The sequence below is a fragment of the Loktanella sp. Alg231-35 genome, assembly GCF_900143545.1.
Taxonomy (GTDB): domain Bacteria; phylum Pseudomonadota; class Alphaproteobacteria; order Rhodobacterales; family Rhodobacteraceae; genus Yoonia.
The window spans coordinates 250,781-271,478 of sequence record NZ_FREV01000001.1; the positions used below are offsets into that span (position 1 = coordinate 250,781).

At 57.8% G+C, this 20,698-nt stretch carries 10 protein-coding genes; 6 read left to right on the forward strand and 4 right to left on the reverse strand.

The window, feature by feature from the left end; genetic code table 11:
• A complete protein-coding gene (locus tag DHN10_RS01215; protein ID WP_108813431.1) occupies positions 1-1,527 on the reverse strand; it encodes a GumC family protein in 1,527 nt (508 codons plus the stop codon).
• A complete protein-coding gene (locus DHN10_RS01220) occupies positions 1,524-2,387 on the reverse strand; it encodes an ExeA family protein (RefSeq protein ID WP_108813432.1) in 864 nt (287 codons plus the stop codon). Before DHN10_RS01220 ends, DHN10_RS01215 begins: the two co-directional genes overlap by 4 nt.
• Positions 2,388-2,932: 545 nt before the next feature.
• Here DHN10_RS01220 and DHN10_RS01225 point away from each other — a divergent pair.
• The gene (locus DHN10_RS01225; protein ID WP_234416942.1) at positions 2,933-4,048 is read left to right on the forward strand and encodes a DegT/DnrJ/EryC1/StrS family aminotransferase; all 1,116 of its coding nucleotides are present in this window, start codon (positions 2,933-2,935) and stop codon (positions 4,046-4,048) included.
• 7 nt (positions 4,049-4,055) lie between these two features.
• Here DHN10_RS01225 and DHN10_RS01230 read toward each other — a convergent pair whose 3' ends face one another.
• Positions 4,056-4,856 carry a YdcF family protein gene (locus DHN10_RS01230; RefSeq protein WP_108813434.1) on the reverse strand — a complete coding sequence of 267 codons (801 nt, stop codon included), beginning with the start codon at positions 4,854-4,856 and terminating at the stop codon, positions 4,056-4,058.
• Between the two features lie 198 nt (positions 4,857-5,054).
• On the opposite strand from DHN10_RS01230, the gene DHN10_RS01235 reads away from it, so the two are divergent.
• The 5 genes from DHN10_RS01235 to DHN10_RS01255 are packed head-to-tail and all read left to right on the forward strand — an operon-like array spanning position 5,055 to position 18,602.
• Positions 5,055-11,495 carry a type I polyketide synthase gene (locus DHN10_RS01235; protein WP_108813435.1) on the forward strand — a complete coding sequence of 2,147 codons (6,441 nt, stop codon included), beginning with the start codon at positions 5,055-5,057 and terminating at the stop codon, positions 11,493-11,495.
• Complete coding sequence (locus DHN10_RS01240) at positions 11,496-12,485, forward strand: glycosyltransferase family 2 protein (RefSeq protein WP_108813436.1); 990 nt, start codon at positions 11,496-11,498, stop codon at positions 12,483-12,485.
• A gap of 3 nt (positions 12,486-12,488) precedes the next feature.
• A complete protein-coding gene (locus DHN10_RS01245; protein WP_108813437.1) occupies positions 12,489-17,054 on the forward strand; it encodes a MupA/Atu3671 family FMN-dependent luciferase-like monooxygenase in 4,566 nt (1,521 codons plus the stop codon).
• Positions 17,054-17,683 carry a 4'-phosphopantetheinyl transferase family protein gene (locus DHN10_RS01250; protein ID WP_108813438.1) on the forward strand — a complete coding sequence of 210 codons (630 nt, stop codon included), beginning with the start codon at positions 17,054-17,056 and terminating at the stop codon, positions 17,681-17,683. The genes DHN10_RS01245 and DHN10_RS01250 overlap by 1 nt, the downstream gene beginning before the upstream one ends.
• Positions 17,676-18,602 carry a hypothetical protein gene (locus DHN10_RS01255; RefSeq protein WP_234416944.1) on the forward strand — a complete coding sequence of 309 codons (927 nt, stop codon included), beginning with the start codon at positions 17,676-17,678 and terminating at the stop codon, positions 18,600-18,602. Before DHN10_RS01250 ends, DHN10_RS01255 begins: the two co-directional genes overlap by 8 nt.
• On the opposite strand, the gene DHN10_RS01260 is transcribed toward DHN10_RS01255, so the two are convergent.
• Entirely contained in the window at positions 18,599-20,695 is a 2,097-nt protein-coding gene (locus DHN10_RS01260) for an NAD-dependent epimerase/dehydratase family protein (protein ID WP_108813884.1), read from the reverse strand. The genes DHN10_RS01255 and DHN10_RS01260 overlap by 4 nt on opposite strands.
• Between the last annotated feature and the right edge of the window lie 3 nt (positions 20,696-20,698).

Below are 20,698 nucleotides of genomic sequence, written 5' to 3' on the forward strand. Positions count from 1 at the left end.
TTACGCCCCCACCATGCTGCTTATGCGTTCGATCACTGTCTCCAATGGCATGATCTGCGTATGCACCAGGTACAACAGTGCCGGCACGCCGATTGCCGCCGCGATGATCGAGAAGGCAATCTTGAGATATCGCACCAGCGTCTGACGCGGCGTGGTCAGATATGGCAATGTCGCAAAAGGTTTTGCGCCAAAGGCATTGGTCACTTCAACCGGTCGTCTGATACCTTGATTGAGTAACACCATCAGGAAAACCAGCGCCGCACCAGCTGCGGCACCGGCCATGACGCTGCCAGCGACGATCAGTTTGCGGTTGGGTGCAAAGGGTGTTTCCGGGACGCTCGCCTCTTCGATCACAACGATGCGCTGCCCTTTTGACAGCGCCTCGATCCGGTCGCCGGTGCGTGCTTCGGCCAAAGCGACGGTTGCCTGATCAAACTGCTCGCTGATGTTGTCGTAATCTCGCTGCAGCGTGCCTAAGGTGATCGCGTTTTCCGGTGTCGCGTCGATGGCGTCGATCAGCTTGTCCATCTCTTCTTCTATCTGGCTTTTCTGTTCAGCAAGAAAAGAGATTTGCCCGTCGATATCGGAAATCTGCAAGGAATAAGCGGTCAGCAATCCGTTGCCTTGCACACCACGTCCAGTCTGAGCATTTACGCGCTCTTGCAGGGATTCAACCTGCGTGCGCAGCTGGATGACGCGTGGGCTTTCGGGGGAATAGATCACAAGCGCTGCGGCAAGATCACCTTGAAGCTCACGCAACTGCCGTTGTTCGGGTGACATGCTTGCTTCGCTCAGATCAATCCGCCCGGTTTGCTCAAAAAGCTCTGTCAGGCGGGCCCGCCGGTCGCTCAGAGATGAAAACTCGCGATTGATCTGCGACACGCGTTCCTGAAGGGCGGTCAGGCGGGTTCGCTGAAACTCGACGCTTTCGGGCAGGGCATTGCGGTTCTTGAGCTGAAATTCCAGAACCCGGGCGCCCTGTTCGGCCAATTCAGTGTTCAGGCGGGCCACTTCTTGTTCGAAGAATTCAAGTGTTTGCCCAGATGCTTCTGTCCGAATTTCTACGTTCTGTTCAAGAATTTGGTTCAGGATGGCATTGGTGACATCGGCCGAAATCTTGCCAGACGAAGCCTCAAACGTGATCAGAACCAGGCCTGTGCCATCACGGGTCACAGGCACACCAATCTGAACCCGCTCTGTCATATCTTCGACGATTTCTTCGCCGGTCATTTCCGTGATGTCTTCATAGACATTATGTTCACGCGCCGTTTCCAGTAGGTTTGAACGGGTCAGAACCCGCTGCCGGACCGCGCCCAACAGCTCGGTCGAGCCTGCGCGAACGGTCGAGGCAGCCAGATCATCGGGGATCGTCGGAGACTCGACCAGCAGGCGTGCTTCGGCGCGGTAGACTTTTGGCAATGTCACGGCGAGGTAGCTGCCCGCGGCCGCGATGCAGACCAACACCAGCAAGAAATAGTGCAGGCGCCGCAGGAACAGGGAAATGAAGAATTTGATGTCGGCGATCATTTCGTAACACTCTCTTCAGGCTCTTGCGCGGTACGACCAAAGAAGGTCCCATCATCCAGCACGACCTGCACTGTCTTTGCCGTTACGCTTTGCGCCCCGGCGGTATAGGCATACACCATCGCCAAATCACAAAGCTGATTGACCAGACGCGGCACGCCGCCTGTTGCCTGATAAACTGATGCGGCGGCGGCTTTGTTGAACAGCACTTTGTTCGCGCCGGCGATCTTCATACGGTGACGAATATATTCATAGACGGTCGCCGCATCCATATGTTTGAGGTGGAAACTGGACGACACCCGCTGTGCAAATTGGCGCATTTCGGGCTTGCGCACCATGTCCTGAAGCTCTGGTTGCCCGATCAGGATCAGTTGCAGCAATTCGTCCTTGTTGGAGTTGATGTTGGTGAACATGCGCAGTTCTTCAAGCGACTCGTTTGTCATGTTCTGTGCTTCATCGAAGATCAGGACAACGCGTTGGCCACGGGCGTATTCCGCGATCAGGAATTCCTGAAACGCTGCAAACAGCTCTACATACCCGGCGCCCGGCTCCGGCTTTTGGTTCAGCGCCATAAGCACCCAATGCAAAAGCTCGCCCCGGTCGCCATGTGCGTTCGAGATGAGGCCGACCGTCAGGTCTTCGTCGAGGTTCTGCATCAGTTGCTGCAGCAAGGTCGTCTTGCCTGCGCCAACTTCGCCGGTAATCAGGGTGATAGGTGCGCGGGTCAGTAAACCATATTCCAGCATTGCATACGCGCGCGTATGTTGCGCGGTCCAATAAAGGAAGCTCGGGTCAGGGAGCACCGAAAACGGCCGCTCTGTCAGGCCGAAGTGCTCTGTGTATAGGTCAAATTTCTTGTTCATTGGTCGGAATGCTCAGGTTTCGATCCATCTTAATATGCTTTTCTAAAATGACGTAGCTTAAAGCGGTTTGTCTGGCTTTTGGCCATAACGATTTTGCTTACTTGCCAACATCGAAAGCCCTGTTGGGCAGCCGTTTTGCATATCAAGATAGGGCTTCATACCGACGCGGTTTCCTCATTAACTCAGCCAACACGCCCGCTTGATACTTGCGGGTGCCAAGGCGACACAACTCGTACAGGTGTTCTTAGCAGGTTGTACCAAACCTAGCGTGAACGTCACATTTCGCCCTTTGACCTTAAAGGGATTCTTTGGTGAACAACAGGGCTACTCTGTGTTGGTGCGTTGCCAATCGCACCAGAGAACGTGAACCTCTTGAAGGCCGCAGTTGGACTGCGACGCAGTGACCCATATGTTCGCCCGAAAAGCGGTGGAGACTCAAACCGACCTGTGCCAACATCCCGGTGATTCATTCAGAGTGATCTCTATTTTATGTACTTCTACATTCGGGCAAATCTTCATCTTCTGGCGCTGAAGAGGGGGCGGTTTTGAAACCGGACCCCATATATGTCGCACGGCCAAGGCTGCCAGAACTGTCGGATATGATGCCGCTGCTGGAAGAGATTTGGGGCAGCCGTATCCTGACCAACCGGGGGCCGGTGCTGCAAAGATTTGAAACGGCGCTTAGTAAATATCTGGGGGTGGAGCATCTTTCCGTTGTGTCCAACGCCACGCAGGGAACGGTCCTTGCTATGCGGCAGGCGGGCATAACGTCCGGTGAAGTGATCACGACGCCGTTTTCCTTTGTGGCGACGGCGCATGCCATCCGGTTATCCGGTGCAACGCCTGTCTTTGCCGATATTGATCCTGAAACGCTCAATCTCGATCCTGCACAGGTCGAGGCAAAGATAACGCCCCAAACCCGTGCCATCTTACCGGTGCATACATTTGGTATACCCTGCGATGTTGACGGGTTGGCAGAGGTCGCCGCCCGCCACGGGATAGCGTTGATACATGATGCGGCACATGCCTTTGGGGTGCGCCGCGATGGGCAATCGATTCTGCGGCATGGTGATATGTCCGTGCTTAGCTTCCACGCCACAAAGGTGTTCAATACCTTCGAGGGTGGCGCTGTAATCGTGCAGGATCGGGATACAAAACTCGCCATTGATCGGCTTGCCAACTTTGGCTTTGCGGATGCGGTGTCGGTTGATGACATCGGCACCAATGCCAAGATGAACGAATTCAACGCTGCTGTGGGTCTTGCGCAGCTTTGCGGGTTTGATGATGTGCTGGCCGCGCGACACGTGGTTGCCGGGCGTTATTCGGCGCGACTTGAAGGTGTTGCCGGATTGCGTTGTGTTTGCCCAACAGGTGTTGCGGGGCATAATTCTTACGCCTTTCCCATCCTGATTGGCCCCGATTACCACATTGACCGGGATGCTCTTTTTGCTCGGTTGGAGGATGCGAATGTCTTTGCGCGTCGCTATTTCTACCCGCTGATTTCTGATCTGGCGCCGTACAGCGATCTGCCTTCCGCGGCGCCCGACCTTTTGCCGGTCGCAAGCAAGGCGGCGGAACAGGTTTTATGTTTGCCGCTTTACCACGATCTTGACGAAGCCGCACAGAATAGAGTCATTGATGTGATCCTGGCGGGCAGTTGAAGCGGCGTTAATCGGGGCCCGGAAATAATGTATCGAGCTTGCCGGTGAAGTAATAAAAGGCAAGACCGCGCCATTCATGAACGGCGGTGTCGGTGAGCTGTAGCCCTGAAACGAAGTGCTGTGTGCTCAGCGGTTCGAAGGGTGGAAACCATTTGAAATCGACAGGGTAAGGTATGGGGTCAAATCCCAGACGCCGGTAGGTACCAATGAGGCGGGGCATGCGGTGTGACGGTGTGATCACCCACCAGACCTCATCACGATCCGCGCCAACCAGTGCCAGTGTATTCTGCGCCCGTGCGGCGGTTGTGGGCGCGTCCGGGTCTATCATGATCCGGCCGCCGTCAACGCCAAACGCAAGCAGGATGCGACGCATGCCATCGGTACCACGCAAAGGGGCGGCGGGATCATTTGTGCCGTTACCGCCTGTCAGAATGATGCGCGCCTCTGGATAACGCATGGCCAAAAGTGCCGCCGTGGGAACCGCTTCGCCACCCTCTTCAAGCTCCATCAACGATCCGTAGTGGTTGGCGTGACGCTCGCTAAGCCCTGCACCTAGCACAATGATCCCAAAGGGCGGCGGGGCCTGTTCCAGATCAACGGGCGCGAAGCGCGTCTCAAGCGGGGCAATCAAAAGGTGACTAATGCTGGTCCCGCCAAAGACCAAAAAGCCGGTCAAACTGACGCTAAGGCTGGTGATTGCTGTGCGACGCCAGCGCAGAAGCAACGCAATAAGGGCAATGCAGGCAAGAAGCAGAAAGAGTGTCGAAGGTGTGGTAAGAGTGTCCAGCGTGTCTTTGATAAGGGGCATATGCGATCTGACTTCAGCTCTTTCGATTGATGAAACTATAGCAAGTTATTGAAGTCTCACCATTACCTGTAAGGTGGTCAGGGTTTCCTGACCCTGCTTTTTGCATAACATTGCCTTTATCATGAACGGAAAATGACATAGCTTTGTGCTTGGTTCCGAGTATTCCGATGACGTTATTAATAACATGTGGTTGATATAATGAGTGCGACTTTGACTGACATCGACGCGGCTGAAACTGACATTGCTATTGTCGGTATGGCCGCGCATTTGCCTGGCGCTGATACCGTCGCGGCCTATTGGGAGAACCTCAAGGCCGGGATCGAATCGATCCGCAGCTACAGCAAAGAAGAATTGCTGGCCGCTGGCGAGGCGCCGCACCGGATCAATCGTCCTGACTATGTGCCTGCTAGTGCTCCTTTGCAGGGCTACCAGAATTTTGATGGCGAATTCTTTGGCCTGTCCGCCAAGGAATCCGCGATCATGGACCCTCAGCACCGCCGTTTGCTTGAAGTGTCCTGGGAAGCGTTGGAGAACGCGGGCCACATGCCCGAGCATACCAAGGGCCCTATTGGTGTTTTTGCGGGCTGCGGCATGGGCAGCTACTTCTATTTCAACATCTGTTCCAACCCGAAACTGGTCGACAATGTTGGCCTGTTTTTGTTGCGCCATACAGGCAACGACAAGGATTTCCTCTCAACCCGGTTGAGCCATATCCTTGATCTCAAAGGCCCAAGCGTGAACGTGCAGACGGCCTGTTCCACGTCGCTTGTCGCTACTCATTATGCCGCGCAGGCATTGCTATCAGGGGAATGTGACACTGCATTGGCGGGCGGCGTCACGATCGAGTTTCCGCAAGGCCAAGGCTATATCTACAAAGAAGGCGAAGTGCTGTCCCCGGATGGCCATTGCCACGCCTTTGATCATCGCGCGCAGGGCACTGTCTTTGGGTCTGGTGCAGGTGTTGTTGTGATGCGCCGTCTCAAGGATGCAATTGCCGACGGTGATCATATCTGGGCCGTGATCAAGGGCACTGCCGTGAACAACGATGGCGCTGCAAAGGCGGGCTATCTCGCGCCGTCCGTTGATGGGCAAGCTGACGCGATTGCCGAAGCGCAGATGATCGCCGAAACCCCTGCCGATACGATTGACTATATCGAATGCCACGGTACCGGCACCTATCTGGGCGACCCGATTGAGGTGGCGGCCCTTACGCAGGCCTTCAGCGAAACAACGGATGAGGTTGGATTCTGCCGCATTGGTTCGGTCAAAACCAACATTGGCCATTTGGACACCGCCGCAGGCGTGGCAAGTCTGATCAAGGCGTCGATGTCGCTGCATCACAAGCAAATCCCGGCCTCTTTGGGGTATGAGAAACCCAATCCTGCCATTGATTTCGAAAACTCGCCATTCAAGGTGAATGACAAACTTAGCGATTGGGTCAGCCACAAAGGACCGCGTCGCGCTGGTGTGAACTCATTGGGTGTGGGTGGGACGAATGCACATGTGGTCTTGCAGGAAGCACCTGTGCTGCCTGCGTCAGAGCCTTCGGAATGGCCTTTCCAGATCCTCACTGTGTCTGGACGCAACAAGGCGGCTTTGGACGCGAATTCTGCCGCTCTTGCCGCGCATTTGCGCGCGAACCCCGATCAACCGCTCGCCGATGTTGCGTGGACGTTGCAGAATGGACGCCGCGCTTTTGAACGCCGCCGTGTCATTGTGGCCGAAACCCATGAAGAGGCCGCAGCACAGCTTGAAAAGAACGACCCGCGCCGCGCCTTCAGCCATACTGCTGTGGGTGAAAACCCCGACTATGTCTTCATGTTCCCCGGCGGTGGCACGCAATACACCGGCATGGGCCGCGACCTGTACGAGACAGAGCCGGTTTTTGCTGAATGGATGGACCGTGGGCTAGAAGTCCTGCAATCCAAATTGGATTTTGACATTCGCGCTGTTTGGTTGCCCGAACCGGGGCAGGAAGAGGCGGCAGAAGCCAAGCTAACGCAGCCTTCTGTGCAATTGCCGCTGATCGTGATTGTGGAATACGCGCTGGCGCAACTGTGGATGAACTGGGACGTGAAACCCACAGCGCTCACGGGCCACTCACTGGGTGAATATACGGCTGCATGCCTGTCCGGGGTAATGTCATTTGAGGATTGCATCGGATTGGTGCATCTGCGCGGATCGCTTCTTGATAAAGTGCCCGGTGGCGGAATGTTGTCCGTTGCTTTGCCGGTTGATCAGTTGGAACCGCTTTTGGGTGACGATCTGGATCTCGCGGCGGTGAATGCGCCGTCGCTCAGCGTGGCCACCGGTGCGCGCGCGCCATTGGATGCGCTTGAGGCGCAGCTGAAGGCCAAGGAAATTGATTGCCAGCGCATCCCGGTTGATGTCGCAGGCCATTCGCGGATGCTTGACCCGATCCTGAAGGATTTCGGTGACTACCTGCGTTCGATTAAGCTGAATGCGCCGCAAATCCCTTTTACCTCGAACAGCAATGGCGCGTTGATCACTGCCGATCAGGCGCAAAGCCCTGACTATTGGGTCAACCACCTGCGTGGGACGGTCTATTTCGCAGATTGCCTCAGCACACTGGCCACCGAAGAAGAACGCGTGTTCATCGAAATCGGCCCCGGTAAGGCGCTGTCTTCGCTCGCGGGACAGCATGACAAGATTTCGGCCAATCAGGTGATATCAAGCCTGCGCCATCCCAAGGATGATATCGCAGATGATGCGTATTTCCTGGCCATGCTTGGCCGCGTTTGGGCAGTGGGCGGCAGTTTTGACTGGGCGCAAATCTGGGGCGATGCGCGGCGATTGCGTGTGCCGCTGCCCACTTACGCCTTCCAGCATACCGCCTATTTTATCGAACCTGGCATTGCGACAACGGCAGAAGAACCCGAGTGGCTGACGCGGAGTGAAACGCCTGAAAACTGGGGTTACCGTACCGCGTGGTTGCCGCGCTACGCGGCCTGCGATGTGGATGTCACCGGCGATTTGTCCGAGGCCGAGAAACAAATATGGCTGGTATTTGCGGATGATGCCGGGCTGACAACGGCAGCGGCCGACCGTCTGCTCGAGGCGGGTCATGACGTGATCTCGGTGCGGTCAGGCGACACTTTCGCCCGCGACGGTGAAGGCGGATACTTCATCGCGCCAGAGCGTGGTCGCGAAAGTTATGACCAGCTAATTTCAGACCTCAACACCCGCGATCTGATCCCGACGCGCGTTCTGCACGGCTGGATGATCACCGCTGATGAGAGTTTCCGACCCGGATCAAGTTTCTTCCACCGCGTGCAAGAACAAGGTTTCTATAGCCTGTTCTTCCTGGCTCAGGCGATTGGTGGTGAAGACCTTTCTGACAACATCCATATCTGTGTGCTGTCCAACGGGGCCGCCCAGCACAAGGATGAGGCGCTGCCGCACCCCGAAAAGGCCACACTGACCGGCCCGGCTCGCGTGATCCCGCGCGAGTTCCCGCAACTGACGGTCACAACCCTTGATCTGGAATTACCCGCGCCAACAGGTCGCAAGAAACGTGGATTCGCCAAGGCGGACACAGACAAGCTGGTTGATCATATCCTTGAAGATGCCTTGGCTGATCCCGGCAATGGCACTGCTTTGGTGCGCGGCGGCAAACGGTTTGAACTGACGTACCGGCCCGCCGATCTGACCGAGCTGCCGGATGACGGCCCGTTGCCGGTTCTCAAGGACAAGGGCGTTTATCTGATCACGGGCGGTTTTGGTGGCATCGGGCTGACGCTGGCCGAGGCGCTTGTCAGGCGCTGCGGCGCGCGCATCGCGCTGCTGTCGCGTTCTGGTTTGCCACCGCGCGAGGCTTGGGAAAATACGCTCAAGAACGCGCCGCCGACGGCCTCTGTTGCGCGCGGGATTAAAGCCGCGCAAGCGCTCGAGGCGCTGGGCGGTGAGGTGCTGCCTGTTGCCGCTGACGTGAGCAACGTGGAAGACATCCGCGAGGCGCGCGCGCAGGTCGAAGCCGCATTTGGCCCAATCAACGGTGTGATCCACGCCGCTGGTCATGTTGATGACGCCCCGATCATGGCCAAGGATATCACCAGTATCGAGGATGTTTTTGCCCCTAAAATCCACGGCACGCAGGTGCTAGATGAGGTTTTCCCGGACGGTGATCTGGATTGGCTGGTGCTCTTTGCGTCAACCTCGACGGCAACTGCCCCGATCGGACAGGTCGATTATGTTGCGGCGAATGAGTATCTGAATGCCTATGCCAAATCCCGCAGCGGTGACAAAACGGCTGTGCGCGCGATCAACTGGGGTATCTGGGCCGATGTCGGTATGGCCGCTGACGCCATGGAAGTACGCACCGGGTCTGTCGCACCCGCCGAGGTGGCAGAGGCCGACGCGCCGATGCTGGACGCAAAGACCTTTGACCGGGCTGGCAATCGTGTCTTTACCGCCACCTATCGCAGCGCCGACCGCTGGTTCCTTGATGAACACCGCACCAGTGCGGGTGATGCGCTGGTTCCCGGTACAGGCTATCTTGAGATGGCGGCAGAAGCCCTGCACGAGATGGGTGAGACAGCCGCGTTTGAAATTCGCAACCTATATTTCCTGCGGCCCTTTGCGGTCGGGGATACCGGATCAGTAGATCTGCGGTTGAGCTTGCCGCGCAGCGATGCAGGTTATGATTTCCTTGTCGAAAGCGGTAGCGACGGGGCCTATGCGCAAAACGCGCAGGCCAGTCTGCAGTTCCTGCCGATGGAGACACCGGAACCGCTTGATATCGCAGGCATTGCCGCGCAGTGCGGCGCGCCGATTGAGGCCGGTGATCTGGGCTGGATTTCCTCCCCACAAGAGGCGCATTTGAAATTCGGGCCACGCTGGCGTGTCCTGCAATCCACAGCCTTTGGCGACGGCGAAGGCCTTGCCACGCTGGAACTGCCCGAAGCCGCGGCCCAAGACCCGGACGCAGGTTATCTGCTGCACCCCGGTATGATGGATCTGGCCACAGGCTGGGCGATGAAGCTGATCAAAGGCTACACTGCACAGCATCTTTGGGTGCCGGTGTCTTATCGGTCGGTCAAGGTTTACGCACCGCTACCCGCCCAAGTGGTCAGCTGGGTGCGCAACGCCAGTGACAACACGTCCGAAGCCGAGATTGCAAATTTTGACATCACGCTGGCCGCGCCCGACGGTACCGTTTGCGTTGAAATCACTGGGTTCTCAATCCGGCAAATGGCCGAGATGACGGGCTTTGGTGCGCAGGAACCGACAGCAGCATCGCAAAACGACGATGAAGCCGCACGCCCCTTGTCACCCGCCGAAGAACGTCTGCGTCATAACCTGTCACAGGGTATCCGGGCAGAGGAAGGGGCGGACCTATTTTTGCGCGCCATGCTTAGCCCGCACCGGCAGATCATTCTGTCATCGCTTGATCTTGATGCTTTGATTGTTCAGGCGGGCCAGAACGATGACGACGATGGCGAAGACGGGCAAAAGTTCTCTCGCCCGCAACTCGATAGCGATTTTGTGGAACCCGAAGGGCCCATTGAAGAACGGCTTGCCGCCTTCTGGCAGGACCTGCTTGGGGTGGATCAGATCGGGGCCGAGGACAGCTTCTTTGACCTTGGCGGGCACTCTTTGATTGCCGTGCGTTTGTTCGCGCAAATCCGCAAGGCGTTCCAGGTCGATTTCCCGATCTCGGTTCTGTTCGAGGCCCCAACGATCCGCAAATGCGCCGAATTGATCGCAGCACGCGGTGTGACTATCGAAGGCGAAGAGGCACCAGCTGATGCGCCGCAGGCTCCGACACGCCGCTTCACCCATCTGGTGCCGATGCACCAAGGCGAAGGCGGGCACAAGCCGCCGTTCTTCCTTGTCGCAGGCATGTTCGGCAACGTCTTGAACCTGCGCCATCTGGCGCATCTGATCGGCAGTGACCGCCCGTTTTATGGGCTACAGGCGCGCGGCCTTTTGGGTGGCGAGGAACCGCACCGCACGATTGAAGCTGCAGCAACCGATTATATCGCAGAGCTGCGGCAAGTGCAGCCGCATGGCCCGTATCACCTTGGTGGTTTCTCGGGTGGTGGCATTACCGCTTATGAAATGGCGCAGCAGTTGCGGGCGCAGGGTGAAGAGGTCGCCGCGCTTGTGCTTCTCGATTCGCCACTGCCGATCCGACCGGAGGTTGACCGCTCTGCTAAGTTGCGGATCAAATTGCAGGATCTTCGCCGTGGCGGCCCAAGATATGTGGCTGAATGGGCCCAATCCCGTATCGCATGGGAAATCGCAAAGCGCCGTGGTCGCGAAGAAACCGCTGATGAGGGTCAACAGTTCCATAATGTCGCGATTGAAGACGCCTTTATGGAAAGTGTGGGTGCCTATCAGGTCAAACCATGGGACGGCACCTTTGCGCTGTTCCGGCCACCCTTGGTGCCGAAATGGATCGTTGGTGGGCGACCTATCAGTGACGAGCGTCACTACCTCTATCACGATAACGATTGGACCAAATTCGTCCCCAATATCGAAGTGTTCGAAGTGCCGGGCGATCACGACAGTATGGTGCTGGAACCCAATGTGCGTGTGCTTGCCGCGCGCATCCGCCGCTATTTGGAACGCCCCGCTACGACCAGTCCCAGCCTTTACAAAGAAGCTGCTGAATAAGTGTCTGATCCACGTATCCTGACCATCGTGCTGAATTACAAAACAGCACAGATGACCCTGAAGGCCGCTGCCAGCGCGCGCGCGGCCATGCAGGGCTTGCCCGGTGAAATCGTGATTGTTGATAACGACAGTCAGGACGGTTCGTTTGATGAGATGGCCGCCCATATCGCTGCCGAAGGTTGGGACACTACACGCGTCATCCAATCGGGCCGCAATGGCGGGTACGGGGCAGGCAATAACGTCGGCATCCGGGCGGGCATGGCTGACGGCAGCAAACCGGATTACGTCTATATCCTGAATTCTGATGCCTTCCCTAAACCGGACGCGATCAAGGTTCTTTATGACCACCTTAATACGACACCGACCACAGGTTTCGCTGGCAGCTACATTGAGGGCGAAGATGAGGTGCAGCACCTTACGACCTTCCGCTTTCCTTCCATCTGGAGCGAATTTGAAGGTTCAATTCACTTTGGCCCTGTCAGCAAGCTGTTGAAATCCCACCGTGTCCCGCGTGATCTGAATGAGACTGCGCAGGTTGACTGGCTTGCCGGTGCATCGGTCATGATGCGGCAGGATATCCTTGATGAAATCGGCCTCTTTGATGAGACGTTCTTTCTTTATTTCGAAGAAACCGATCTGTGCCTGCGCGCACAGAAGGCCGGGCATCAGATCATGTATCTTGCCGACAGTATTGTCACGCATATCGGGTCCGTTTCGACGGGGATGAAGGAATGGAAACGCGTGCCGGAATACTGGTTCGACTCTCGGTGGTACTATTTCAGCAAGAACCACGGGCGGGCCTATGCGGCCTGTGCGACATCGCTGCACCTGATCGGAGGGAGCCTGAACTGGGTGCGCCGCAAGCTAACTGGCAAAACCCCCGGCGGTGCCCCGCATTTCCTACGCACGATGGCACGCCATGATGCCGCCGCCCTTTTCAAGTTTCAGCGCAGCAGACCACCCGAGGTCAGCCCGCAAATCGGAGAATAATCCATGTCCTCTTTTCGTGCAGTGATTATCGGTAATGAATCCCTCGCCATTCAATGTGGTGAGATGCTGCGGGAGGCGGGCCATACGATTGCCGCCGTCGTTACACGCAATGCTGATGTCGAAGGCTGGGCGCAGGGTGCGGCGCTACCTGTTGTCTCATCTGATGCGGATCTTGCCGCAGCGCTGGCCGATATCCCTTGCGATTGGCTGCTGTCCATCGCCAACCTTGATATGATCCCGGATGCGGTGCTGTCCTTGCCTGCACGCGGCACTGTGAATTTCCACGACGGCCCGCTGCCCCGTTATGCCGGATTGAACGCTCCCGTCTGGGCACTTTTGAACGGTGAGGCGGAATACGGCATTAGCTGGCATATGATCGCGGGCGGCGTCGATGAGGGCGGTCTGTTGGCGCAAAGCTTCTTTGACGTGGCCCCAGACGAAACGGTGCTGACCCTTAATACTAAATGCTATGCGGCGGCCATCGACAGCTTTGGCACGGTGATCGAAAAGCTGGCAAGCGACGCCCCTGTTGTCACAGCGCAGGACCTGTCGCAGCGCAGCTATTTTGCCAAAAATGACCGGCCCGCCGGTGCGGCAAGGCTGGATTTCGCACAGACGGCCCGCAAGATCACGACATTGGTGCGCGCGCTGGATCACGGTGACTACTGGAACCCGTTGACCTGCCCCAAGATCGCCTCGGCCTCTGGTGTCTATCTTGTCAGCAAGGCCGTCGCGGGCAAGGCCGCGTCTGATGCGCCAGCGGGCACGGTGATTGCCGTAGATGAAGAAAGCCTGACGGTCGCAACTGCAACAGCGCCTGTCATGCTAAGCGGCTTGCGCGACGCGACGGGTGGTGCGGTATCGGCAACCAAGATTGTCAGCGTTGGTGATCAGCTACCAGCGCTTGATCCCGCAGAAGCAGAGAGTTTGACGGCCGCGCTTAAGGGTACGCTGAAGCAGGAACCGGACTGGCGCAATGCGCTTGCCACGATGTCATCTACAGCTTTGCCGCAAATCGATATGAGCGCTGATCAAGGTGACGTCACGCACCTGCCACTGAACGGCGCCGCCGATGATCTGGCCAAGGCTTTGCGCGTCATGGGCGATGCACTTGCAGAAGAACCCATTGCGATTGCTCTGGGCGTTGCGCACGATGCGCCGGGATACCTCAACAACTGGGTTCCACTGCACAGCGGTGACGACATCAACGATGCCAAGGCACGCGGCCCATTCGCTGCCGATCTTTGCGCGCGCATCCCCGGTGGGGTGGCGACACCGGCGTTGGGGCTGTCCGAGGCGGGGCACATCCCCGGCACTGCTTTGACGGTTTCGGGCACTACCTTGCATGCAGATTTGGGCAAGATAAGCGCAGACCCAGCCCAGATTATGTCGGATCGGCTTGATCATATGGCGGCACAGATCGCAAAGGGTGTGGCACCAACGGTGCTGGCTGATGCAGAGCGCCAGAAGGTGCTTTTCGACTGGAACGCGACCGCCACCGACTTTCCTGCCGATCAGTGCATCCATCAGGCGTTTGAGGCGCAAGTCGCCAAGACCCCCGATGCCGAAGCGTTGGCTTTCGAAGACGAAAGCCTGACATATTCTGAATTGAACAAACGCGCCAATGCACTGGCCCATGTGCTGCGCGACAAGGGCGTCGGCCCGGATGTCATTGTTGGCCTGCATCTGCGGCGGTCCTCTGCTTTGCTGATCGGGGCTTTGGCGATCATGAAGGCGGGTGGGGCCTATCTGCCGATGGATCCAGCCTATCCGGCGGACCGTACGGCGCTCTATATTGAAGACAGCGGCACCAAGGTGATCGTAACCGACAGCGCATTGGCCGCTGATTTGCCTGATGGCACCGCTGAAACAGTCCTTATGGACGAACAGCCAGCGGGCACCGAAACCGGGAACCCTGATAGCGGCGTCACCGGCGTACATATGGCCTATATGATCTACACCTCCGGTTCGACCGGGCGACCCAAAGGGGTAATGGTCGAGCACCGCAATGTGGCGAACTTCTTTACCGGCATGGACGACCGCATCGCGCATGATCCCGCGGGGGTCTGGATGGCGGTCACATCGCTATCGTTTGATATCTCTGTGCTGGAACTGTTCTGGACCCTCGCGCGTGGGTTCAAGCTGGTGATCTCGGGCGATGACAGCCGTGCATTGGTTGCAGGTGAAGGCAGCGCGCCGGGCGTTGGCATGGACTTCAGCCTGTTTTACTGGGGCAATGACGATGGCGTGGGCCGAGGCAAGTACCGCTCGCTTTTGGAAGGCGCCCAATTTGCTGACAAAAACGGGTTCTGCGCGGTGTGGACGCCGGAACGGCATTTCCACGCATTTGGCGGCCCCTATCCGAACCCATCGGTCACCGGCGCGGCTGTCGCTGCCGTCACTCAGAACCTCGCAGTGCGCGCAGGGTCTTGTGTCGCGCCGCTACACCACACAGCGCGGATTGCCGAAGAATGGGCAGTTATCGACAACCTGACCAACGGCAAAACTGGCCTTGCGATCGCTTCGGGTTGGCAGCCTGACGACTTTGTACTGCGGCCCGAAAACACGCCGCCCAAGAACAAACCGGCGATGTTCGACGCAATCCGCGATCTGCGCAAACTCTGGGCAGGCGAAACCGTAGAATTCGCGCGGGCCGATGGCGAAATGCATGGTGTTGTCACGCAGCCGCGCCCAGTGTCCGAGAAGCTGAATGTCTGGGTGACCACGGCGGGCAACCCAGAGACGTGGAAAGAAGCAGGCACAAACGGCTGCAACGTTTTGACCCACTTGCTGGGCCAAAGTGTGGGCGAAGTGGCGGACAAGATCGTCATCTATCACGATGCCCTGCGGGCCGCTGGCCACAACCCTGATGATTTTACGGTCACTTTGATGCTGCATAGCTTCCTTGCAGACACCCGCGAACATGCCCGCGAAATCGCACGCGAACCGATGATGGACTACCTGCGCGCCGCCGCCGGTCTGATCAAACAATACGCCTGGGCCTTCCCCGCGTTCAAAAAACCCAAAGGTGTCGAAAACCCGATGCAGATCGACCTTGGTTCTCTTGATGAGGATGAGATGGATGGCATCCTGGAGTTCGCGTTTGAACGGTATTTCAACGACAGCGGCCTGTTCGGCACGGTTGAGGATGCGATTGAGCGGGTGAAAGAGGTCAAAGCCATCGGCGTGACCGAGGTGGCCTGTCTGATCGATTATGGCATCGATGTAGACCTTGTGCTTGAGGGACTCAAACCCTTGGCCAAAGTTGTTGCGGCCAGCAATCAGGATGTGGCGGATGGTGATTATTCCATCGCTGCCCAAGTCGCCCGGCACAAGGTCACGCATCTACAATGCACGCCCTCAATGGCGCAGATGCTGACGATGAACGATGAGGCCCGTACTGCCCTTACCCAGATCAAACATATGATGGTCGGAGGAGAGGCCTTGCCCGGTGCTCTGGCGGATGAGCTGCGCAGCCTGACCGGTGGGCATATCGAGAATATGTATGGCCCGACCGAGACGACAATCTGGTCAACAACCCAAACTGCTAGCCCCGGCCAAGGTGCGGTGCCCATCGGAACACCTATCGCAAACACCCAAGTCTATGTGCTGGGCGATGATATGGAGCCAAAACCCATTGGTGTGCCCGGTGAGCTTTATATCGGGGGTGATGGTGTGACGCGCGGCTATTTCCAGCGTGATGATTTGACTGCCGAACGCTTTGTTCCCAATCCATTCACTGATGGCCGGATGTATCGCACCGGCGATCTGGTGCGATGGCGCGCCGACGGGCGGCTTGATTTTCTGGGCCGGGCTGACTTCCAGGTCAAACTGCGCGGTTACCGCGTGGAGCTGGGCGAGATCGAAAGCGTCATCGACCAGCAAGCGACGGTGCAGCAGTCCGTTGTCATCGCCCGCGAGGATACGCCGGGTGTCGTGCAACTGGTTGGTTATGTGCTGACCGATGGTGCATTTGATGAAGCAGCGCTGCGCAGGGATATGTTGGGGTCTCTGCCAGACTACATGGTGCCCCGCCATTTTGTGACGCTGGATGCCTTTCCGCTGACGCCCAATAAGAAGATTGATCGAAAGGCGCTCCCCCCGCCGGTTTTGGGTCAGGTAGCAACACCGGCCGAAGCGACAGCAGCAGCTCCCGCGACCAACGCGCCAGCCGCATCGGTTGATCTGGGATCAGAGGCTGAGATCAGCGAGCGGATCGCCGCGATTTGGTCTGCGATGCTTGGCGTGCCGCAGATCGGCCCAAAAGACAGCTTCTTTGATCTGGGCGGGCATTCTTTGCTGGCCGTACAGGCGCACCGGGAAATTCGCAGCACGATGGGTGTGCAGAAGTTGTCGATCACCGATATTTTCCGCGCACCCACCTTGGGCGCATTATCCAAGATTGTGGCTGATAAGTCCGGCGTTTCCGCACGGCCCACACCCCCAGCAGCACCCAAGACAGCAGCCGAACCTGCCGTTGCCGCGGCGACACCAGTGGGATCAAGTGACACATTACAGGACGCGATGGCCCGGCGGCGCGAAATGCGCGAACGGCGGCGCAATCGGTGATGCAAGATATCAAAGCGGCACTGGAGCGCCTACTGGGCCCCAATGTTGGAATCGGTGTCACCGATCCGCGTGACAGCCCTTCGGGCCTTTGGCCGGAAGAAGCCGCCGCTTTGCCGCGCGCAATCCCCAAACGACGGGCCGAATATGCCGCAGGCCGCCGCGCGGCCCGTCAAGCCATGGGGGCCTTGGGCCTGCCTGCCGCAGCCATCTTGAATGCCAACGATCGCGCGCCGATCTGGCCCGCGGGGCTGACCGGGTCAATTGCCCATTGCGACGATTGCTGCATCGCGGCTGTCACTCTGACTAGCGCGCATCGCGCGCTAGGCATCGATCTTGAACCGGCAAAACCGTTGGATGCTGACTTGATTCCAACCATCTGCTGTCAGACAGAGCAGGATTGGGTGGCTGGGCAAGCGGACCCCGGTCTTGCCGCCATGACGATCTTTTGTGCCAAAGAGGCGATCTATAAAGCACAATATCCCCTGACCGGGCAGGTGATCGGCTATGATGCCGTGACGGTGCATTTGGCGGATGGTGATTTTGCAATTACCGCGCATCCCACATTGCCGGACATGCAAGGTGCCGTGGTGATCAAAGGAGGGCTGATTTTGGCCGTTGCCTGTGCCTAAACGCTTGATCCTGTTCCTGTTGTCGCCTGTGTTGGTGGTGCTTGGCGCACTTGGGCTTTATACGCGCGATCCCGCACCGCTTGATGCAGAGCGTTTCGAAGCGCTTTATTCAGAACCTGCGCCTGCACCGGACGGGCGGCGCCAAGTCTATCATTTGGGTCACAGCCTTGTCGGTCGCGATATGCCTGCGATGCTTGCCCAATTGGCCGGTGAAGGGCACGGATTTGCCAGCCAACTTGGCTGGGGTGCGCCGTTGCGGTCACATTGGGATGTTGATGAACCTATCAATGGGTTTGATGCGGAAAACGCTCATTCTGACTATCGCGACGCACATGAGGCCGTGGCATCCGGCGACTATGATGCGCTGGTCCTGACCGAGATGGTCGAGCTGCAAGCGGCAATCGATTATTTCGATGCCGCCCGGATGCTGCACAATTGGACCGACAAGGCGCATGGGTCAGGCATGGCCGTCTATTTCTACGAAACCTGGCATCAGTTGGACGATCCCAAAGGCTGGCGTGCGCGGTTGGATCACGATCTTGGCGCGCTTTGGGAAGGGCAGATCATGCGGGTGGCGCTGGCCATGGAAGACACGCCGCAACCGATGTACCTGATCCCCGGCGGACAAGTCATGGCTGCCATGGCGGACGCGTTGGAAGCCAAAGGACCGCTTGGCCCGCTCGGCAGCTACCGCGATATTTTCAGCGATGAGGTGCATTACAATGACTACGGCGCCTATCTGATCGCGCTGACGCATTACGCCGTGCTGTATCAGCAAAGCCCGGTGGGTTTGCCGCACACGCTGCTGCGCGCTGACGGCACGCCAGCCGATGATCCCGGTCCAGAGCTCGCGCGCTTTATGCAAGAGATCGTATGGGAGGTTGTTACCTCGCTCCCTCGGACTGGTGTACCGTCTTAGAAACCAAACAGATTGGCGTCTGTAATCGCACCCGCGATCAGCTTGTCCTGATCCGTTTCGGGCATCCAACCCAGTTCATCTTTTGGTTTTGTATTGTCGAACTGCGTGAAATGCGCCCGCGATTGCCAGTCTTTCAACGAGGCACGGGTGATCCCCTTGCGCCGCAGCAGCGTGACCTTGAGCATGTGTTTCACCGCATCCGAAGCAAAGAGCGCATGCAGCGAACTGGACGTCACATTCAGGCGCGCACCCATCTGATCATGGATCGCCGCGAAATAGTCGCGAGCTGACATCATCGGATCACCCACTAGATTATAGGATTCACCCTCAATCCCGTCTTGTTCCATCATGCGGATCAACCCATCAGTCAGATCGTCGATCAGCACAAACGGCAGATTGTTCTTGCCATGGCCCCAGATGCGCACGGCGCCCGCCCCATGCCACCGCCCGATACCCCAATGCTGCAACGGACCACCGATCCCGACAACAATACCGGGGCGCGCGATCACCAAGGGCAATCCACGGCCTTCGTGCATCTCCAGCAATTGCCGTTCGCATTCTGCCTTTGAGCGCGCGTACATATTGCGGTCGGTCATGTCGTCGGCATAGCCCGTTGCTTCGGTGATGCTGCCGTCGGTGCTGGACATATCGTAGGATGCAATCGTGCCGGTGTAGATGAAGCGCCGCACACCTGCCGTCATCGCCGCCTCGGCAACGCCCACGCTCACGCCGACGTCGTTGATCAGCGCATCATCCCAAGTTTTGTCCATGGATTTGGCAAGGTTATAAACCGTATCGATCCCCTCCATCGCCTTGGACATTCCGTCCACATCACGCATCGAGACCGAGACGGTTTCAACATGGTTCTGGATATCTGCAAATGGTCCGGTCCGGCCACGGCTGACAACGCGCACGTCATGGCCGCGCGCCACCAGATCGCGGGTCAGCGCACGCCCGATAAAGCCGGTGCCGCCAATCACCATGACTTTGGGTTGCGGTTTGCCTTTGGGATGGGCGGGCACTTTGTGGGTGGGCATCATTGCCAACGCATCATCGATGCTTTGCATCACGGTCACGGCGGTCACCATGTCATAGCGTGCATCCAAGGGCCTACCGTTTGCAACGCTGTCATAGAAACTGCCAACCGCGCCGCGAAAGCTCAGCCCATACGGGGATTTACGGTTCAGCGATGTCACTTGACGGACAACATTTACCCCGCCTTCACGGAAGTGTTGCCAGCCTTGTGACAACTGCGCGCGCAGCGGGTTCACCACCAGATCGGCGGTATTTTCGCCGCGCACCACCAGCGTGTCCGATGCATAATCAAACCGCGCTTGCGCGGTCGAGCCGCGCAGGACAACGCTGCGATCATCGACGGTTTCCACCAGCGAGATGTTGAAAGTCACATCCACATCACCAACGCGCGCCAGAATGCGCCAGCCCTGATGGCGAACTTCATCACCGGGCAGGGTGATCGGCTTGCTCAACTGTAGGTGCGAAACCTCGACAGGCCCGAAAAGATCCGTCGCAAAGGCGAACAGATGCGGGCCAAGTTCCAGCAATAGGTTCTTTGGTTCGCGAAGCAGCCAGAGCCCAAAGGGGCCAGAGCGCAGCGGTGGCAGAGGGAAACACCAGTTGATCTCGGCCATTGAAATGCGCCCCAGAGCACCCGATTGCGCGGCCTTCTTAAGCCGTTCATATCCTGGCATCCCTAGAAAATTATGCCCAGCCGCCATGAGCCGATCCGCCTTGCGGCCCACCGCGACCATGTCAGACGTCTCTGCTGCAGAGACACCAACCGGCTTTTCCACAAAGCAATGCAGGCCTGCCTCGGCGCATTTCACGGCCAACATTTTGTGGCTGTCGGGCGGTGTCAGAATATGCACGGCATCCAGATTTGCCTTTGCGATCATTTCATCCAGATCGCTATAGGCGTCGGCACCATATCCGCTGGCCAGAGCTTCGGCGGCACCGGCGGACATATCGCAGACGGCGGCAAGTTCCACTCCGGGCAGCGCTTTGATCGTATCGGCATGCCAGGTGGCAATGTAGCCCGCGCCAACAATACCCGCGCGCAATGGTTTATTCGCCATGTT

Bases quoted from the DNA above. Each gene is read 5' to 3' on its own strand.
- DHN10_RS01215 (WP_108813431.1), bottom strand. From the start codon at position 1,527: ATGATCGCCGACATCAAATTCTTCATTTCCCTGTTCCTGCGGCGCCTG.
- DHN10_RS01260 (WP_108813884.1), bottom strand. From the start codon at position 20,695: ATGGCGAATAAACCATTGCGCGCGGGTATTGTTGGCGCGGGCTACATT.
- DHN10_RS01230 (WP_108813434.1), bottom strand. From the start codon at position 4,856: ATGCCCCTTATCAAAGACACGCTGGACACTCTTACCACACCTTCGACA.
- DHN10_RS01245 (WP_108813437.1), top strand. From the start codon at position 12,489: ATGTCCTCTTTTCGTGCAGTGATTATCGGTAATGAATCCCTCGCCATT.
- DHN10_RS01235 (WP_108813435.1), top strand. From the start codon at position 5,055: ATGAGTGCGACTTTGACTGACATCGACGCGGCTGAAACTGACATTGCT.
- DHN10_RS01220 (WP_108813432.1), bottom strand. From the start codon at position 2,387: ATGAACAAGAAATTTGACCTATACACAGAGCACTTCGGCCTGACAGAG.
- DHN10_RS01250 (WP_108813438.1), top strand. From the start codon at position 17,054: ATGCAAGATATCAAAGCGGCACTGGAGCGCCTACTGGGCCCCAATGTT.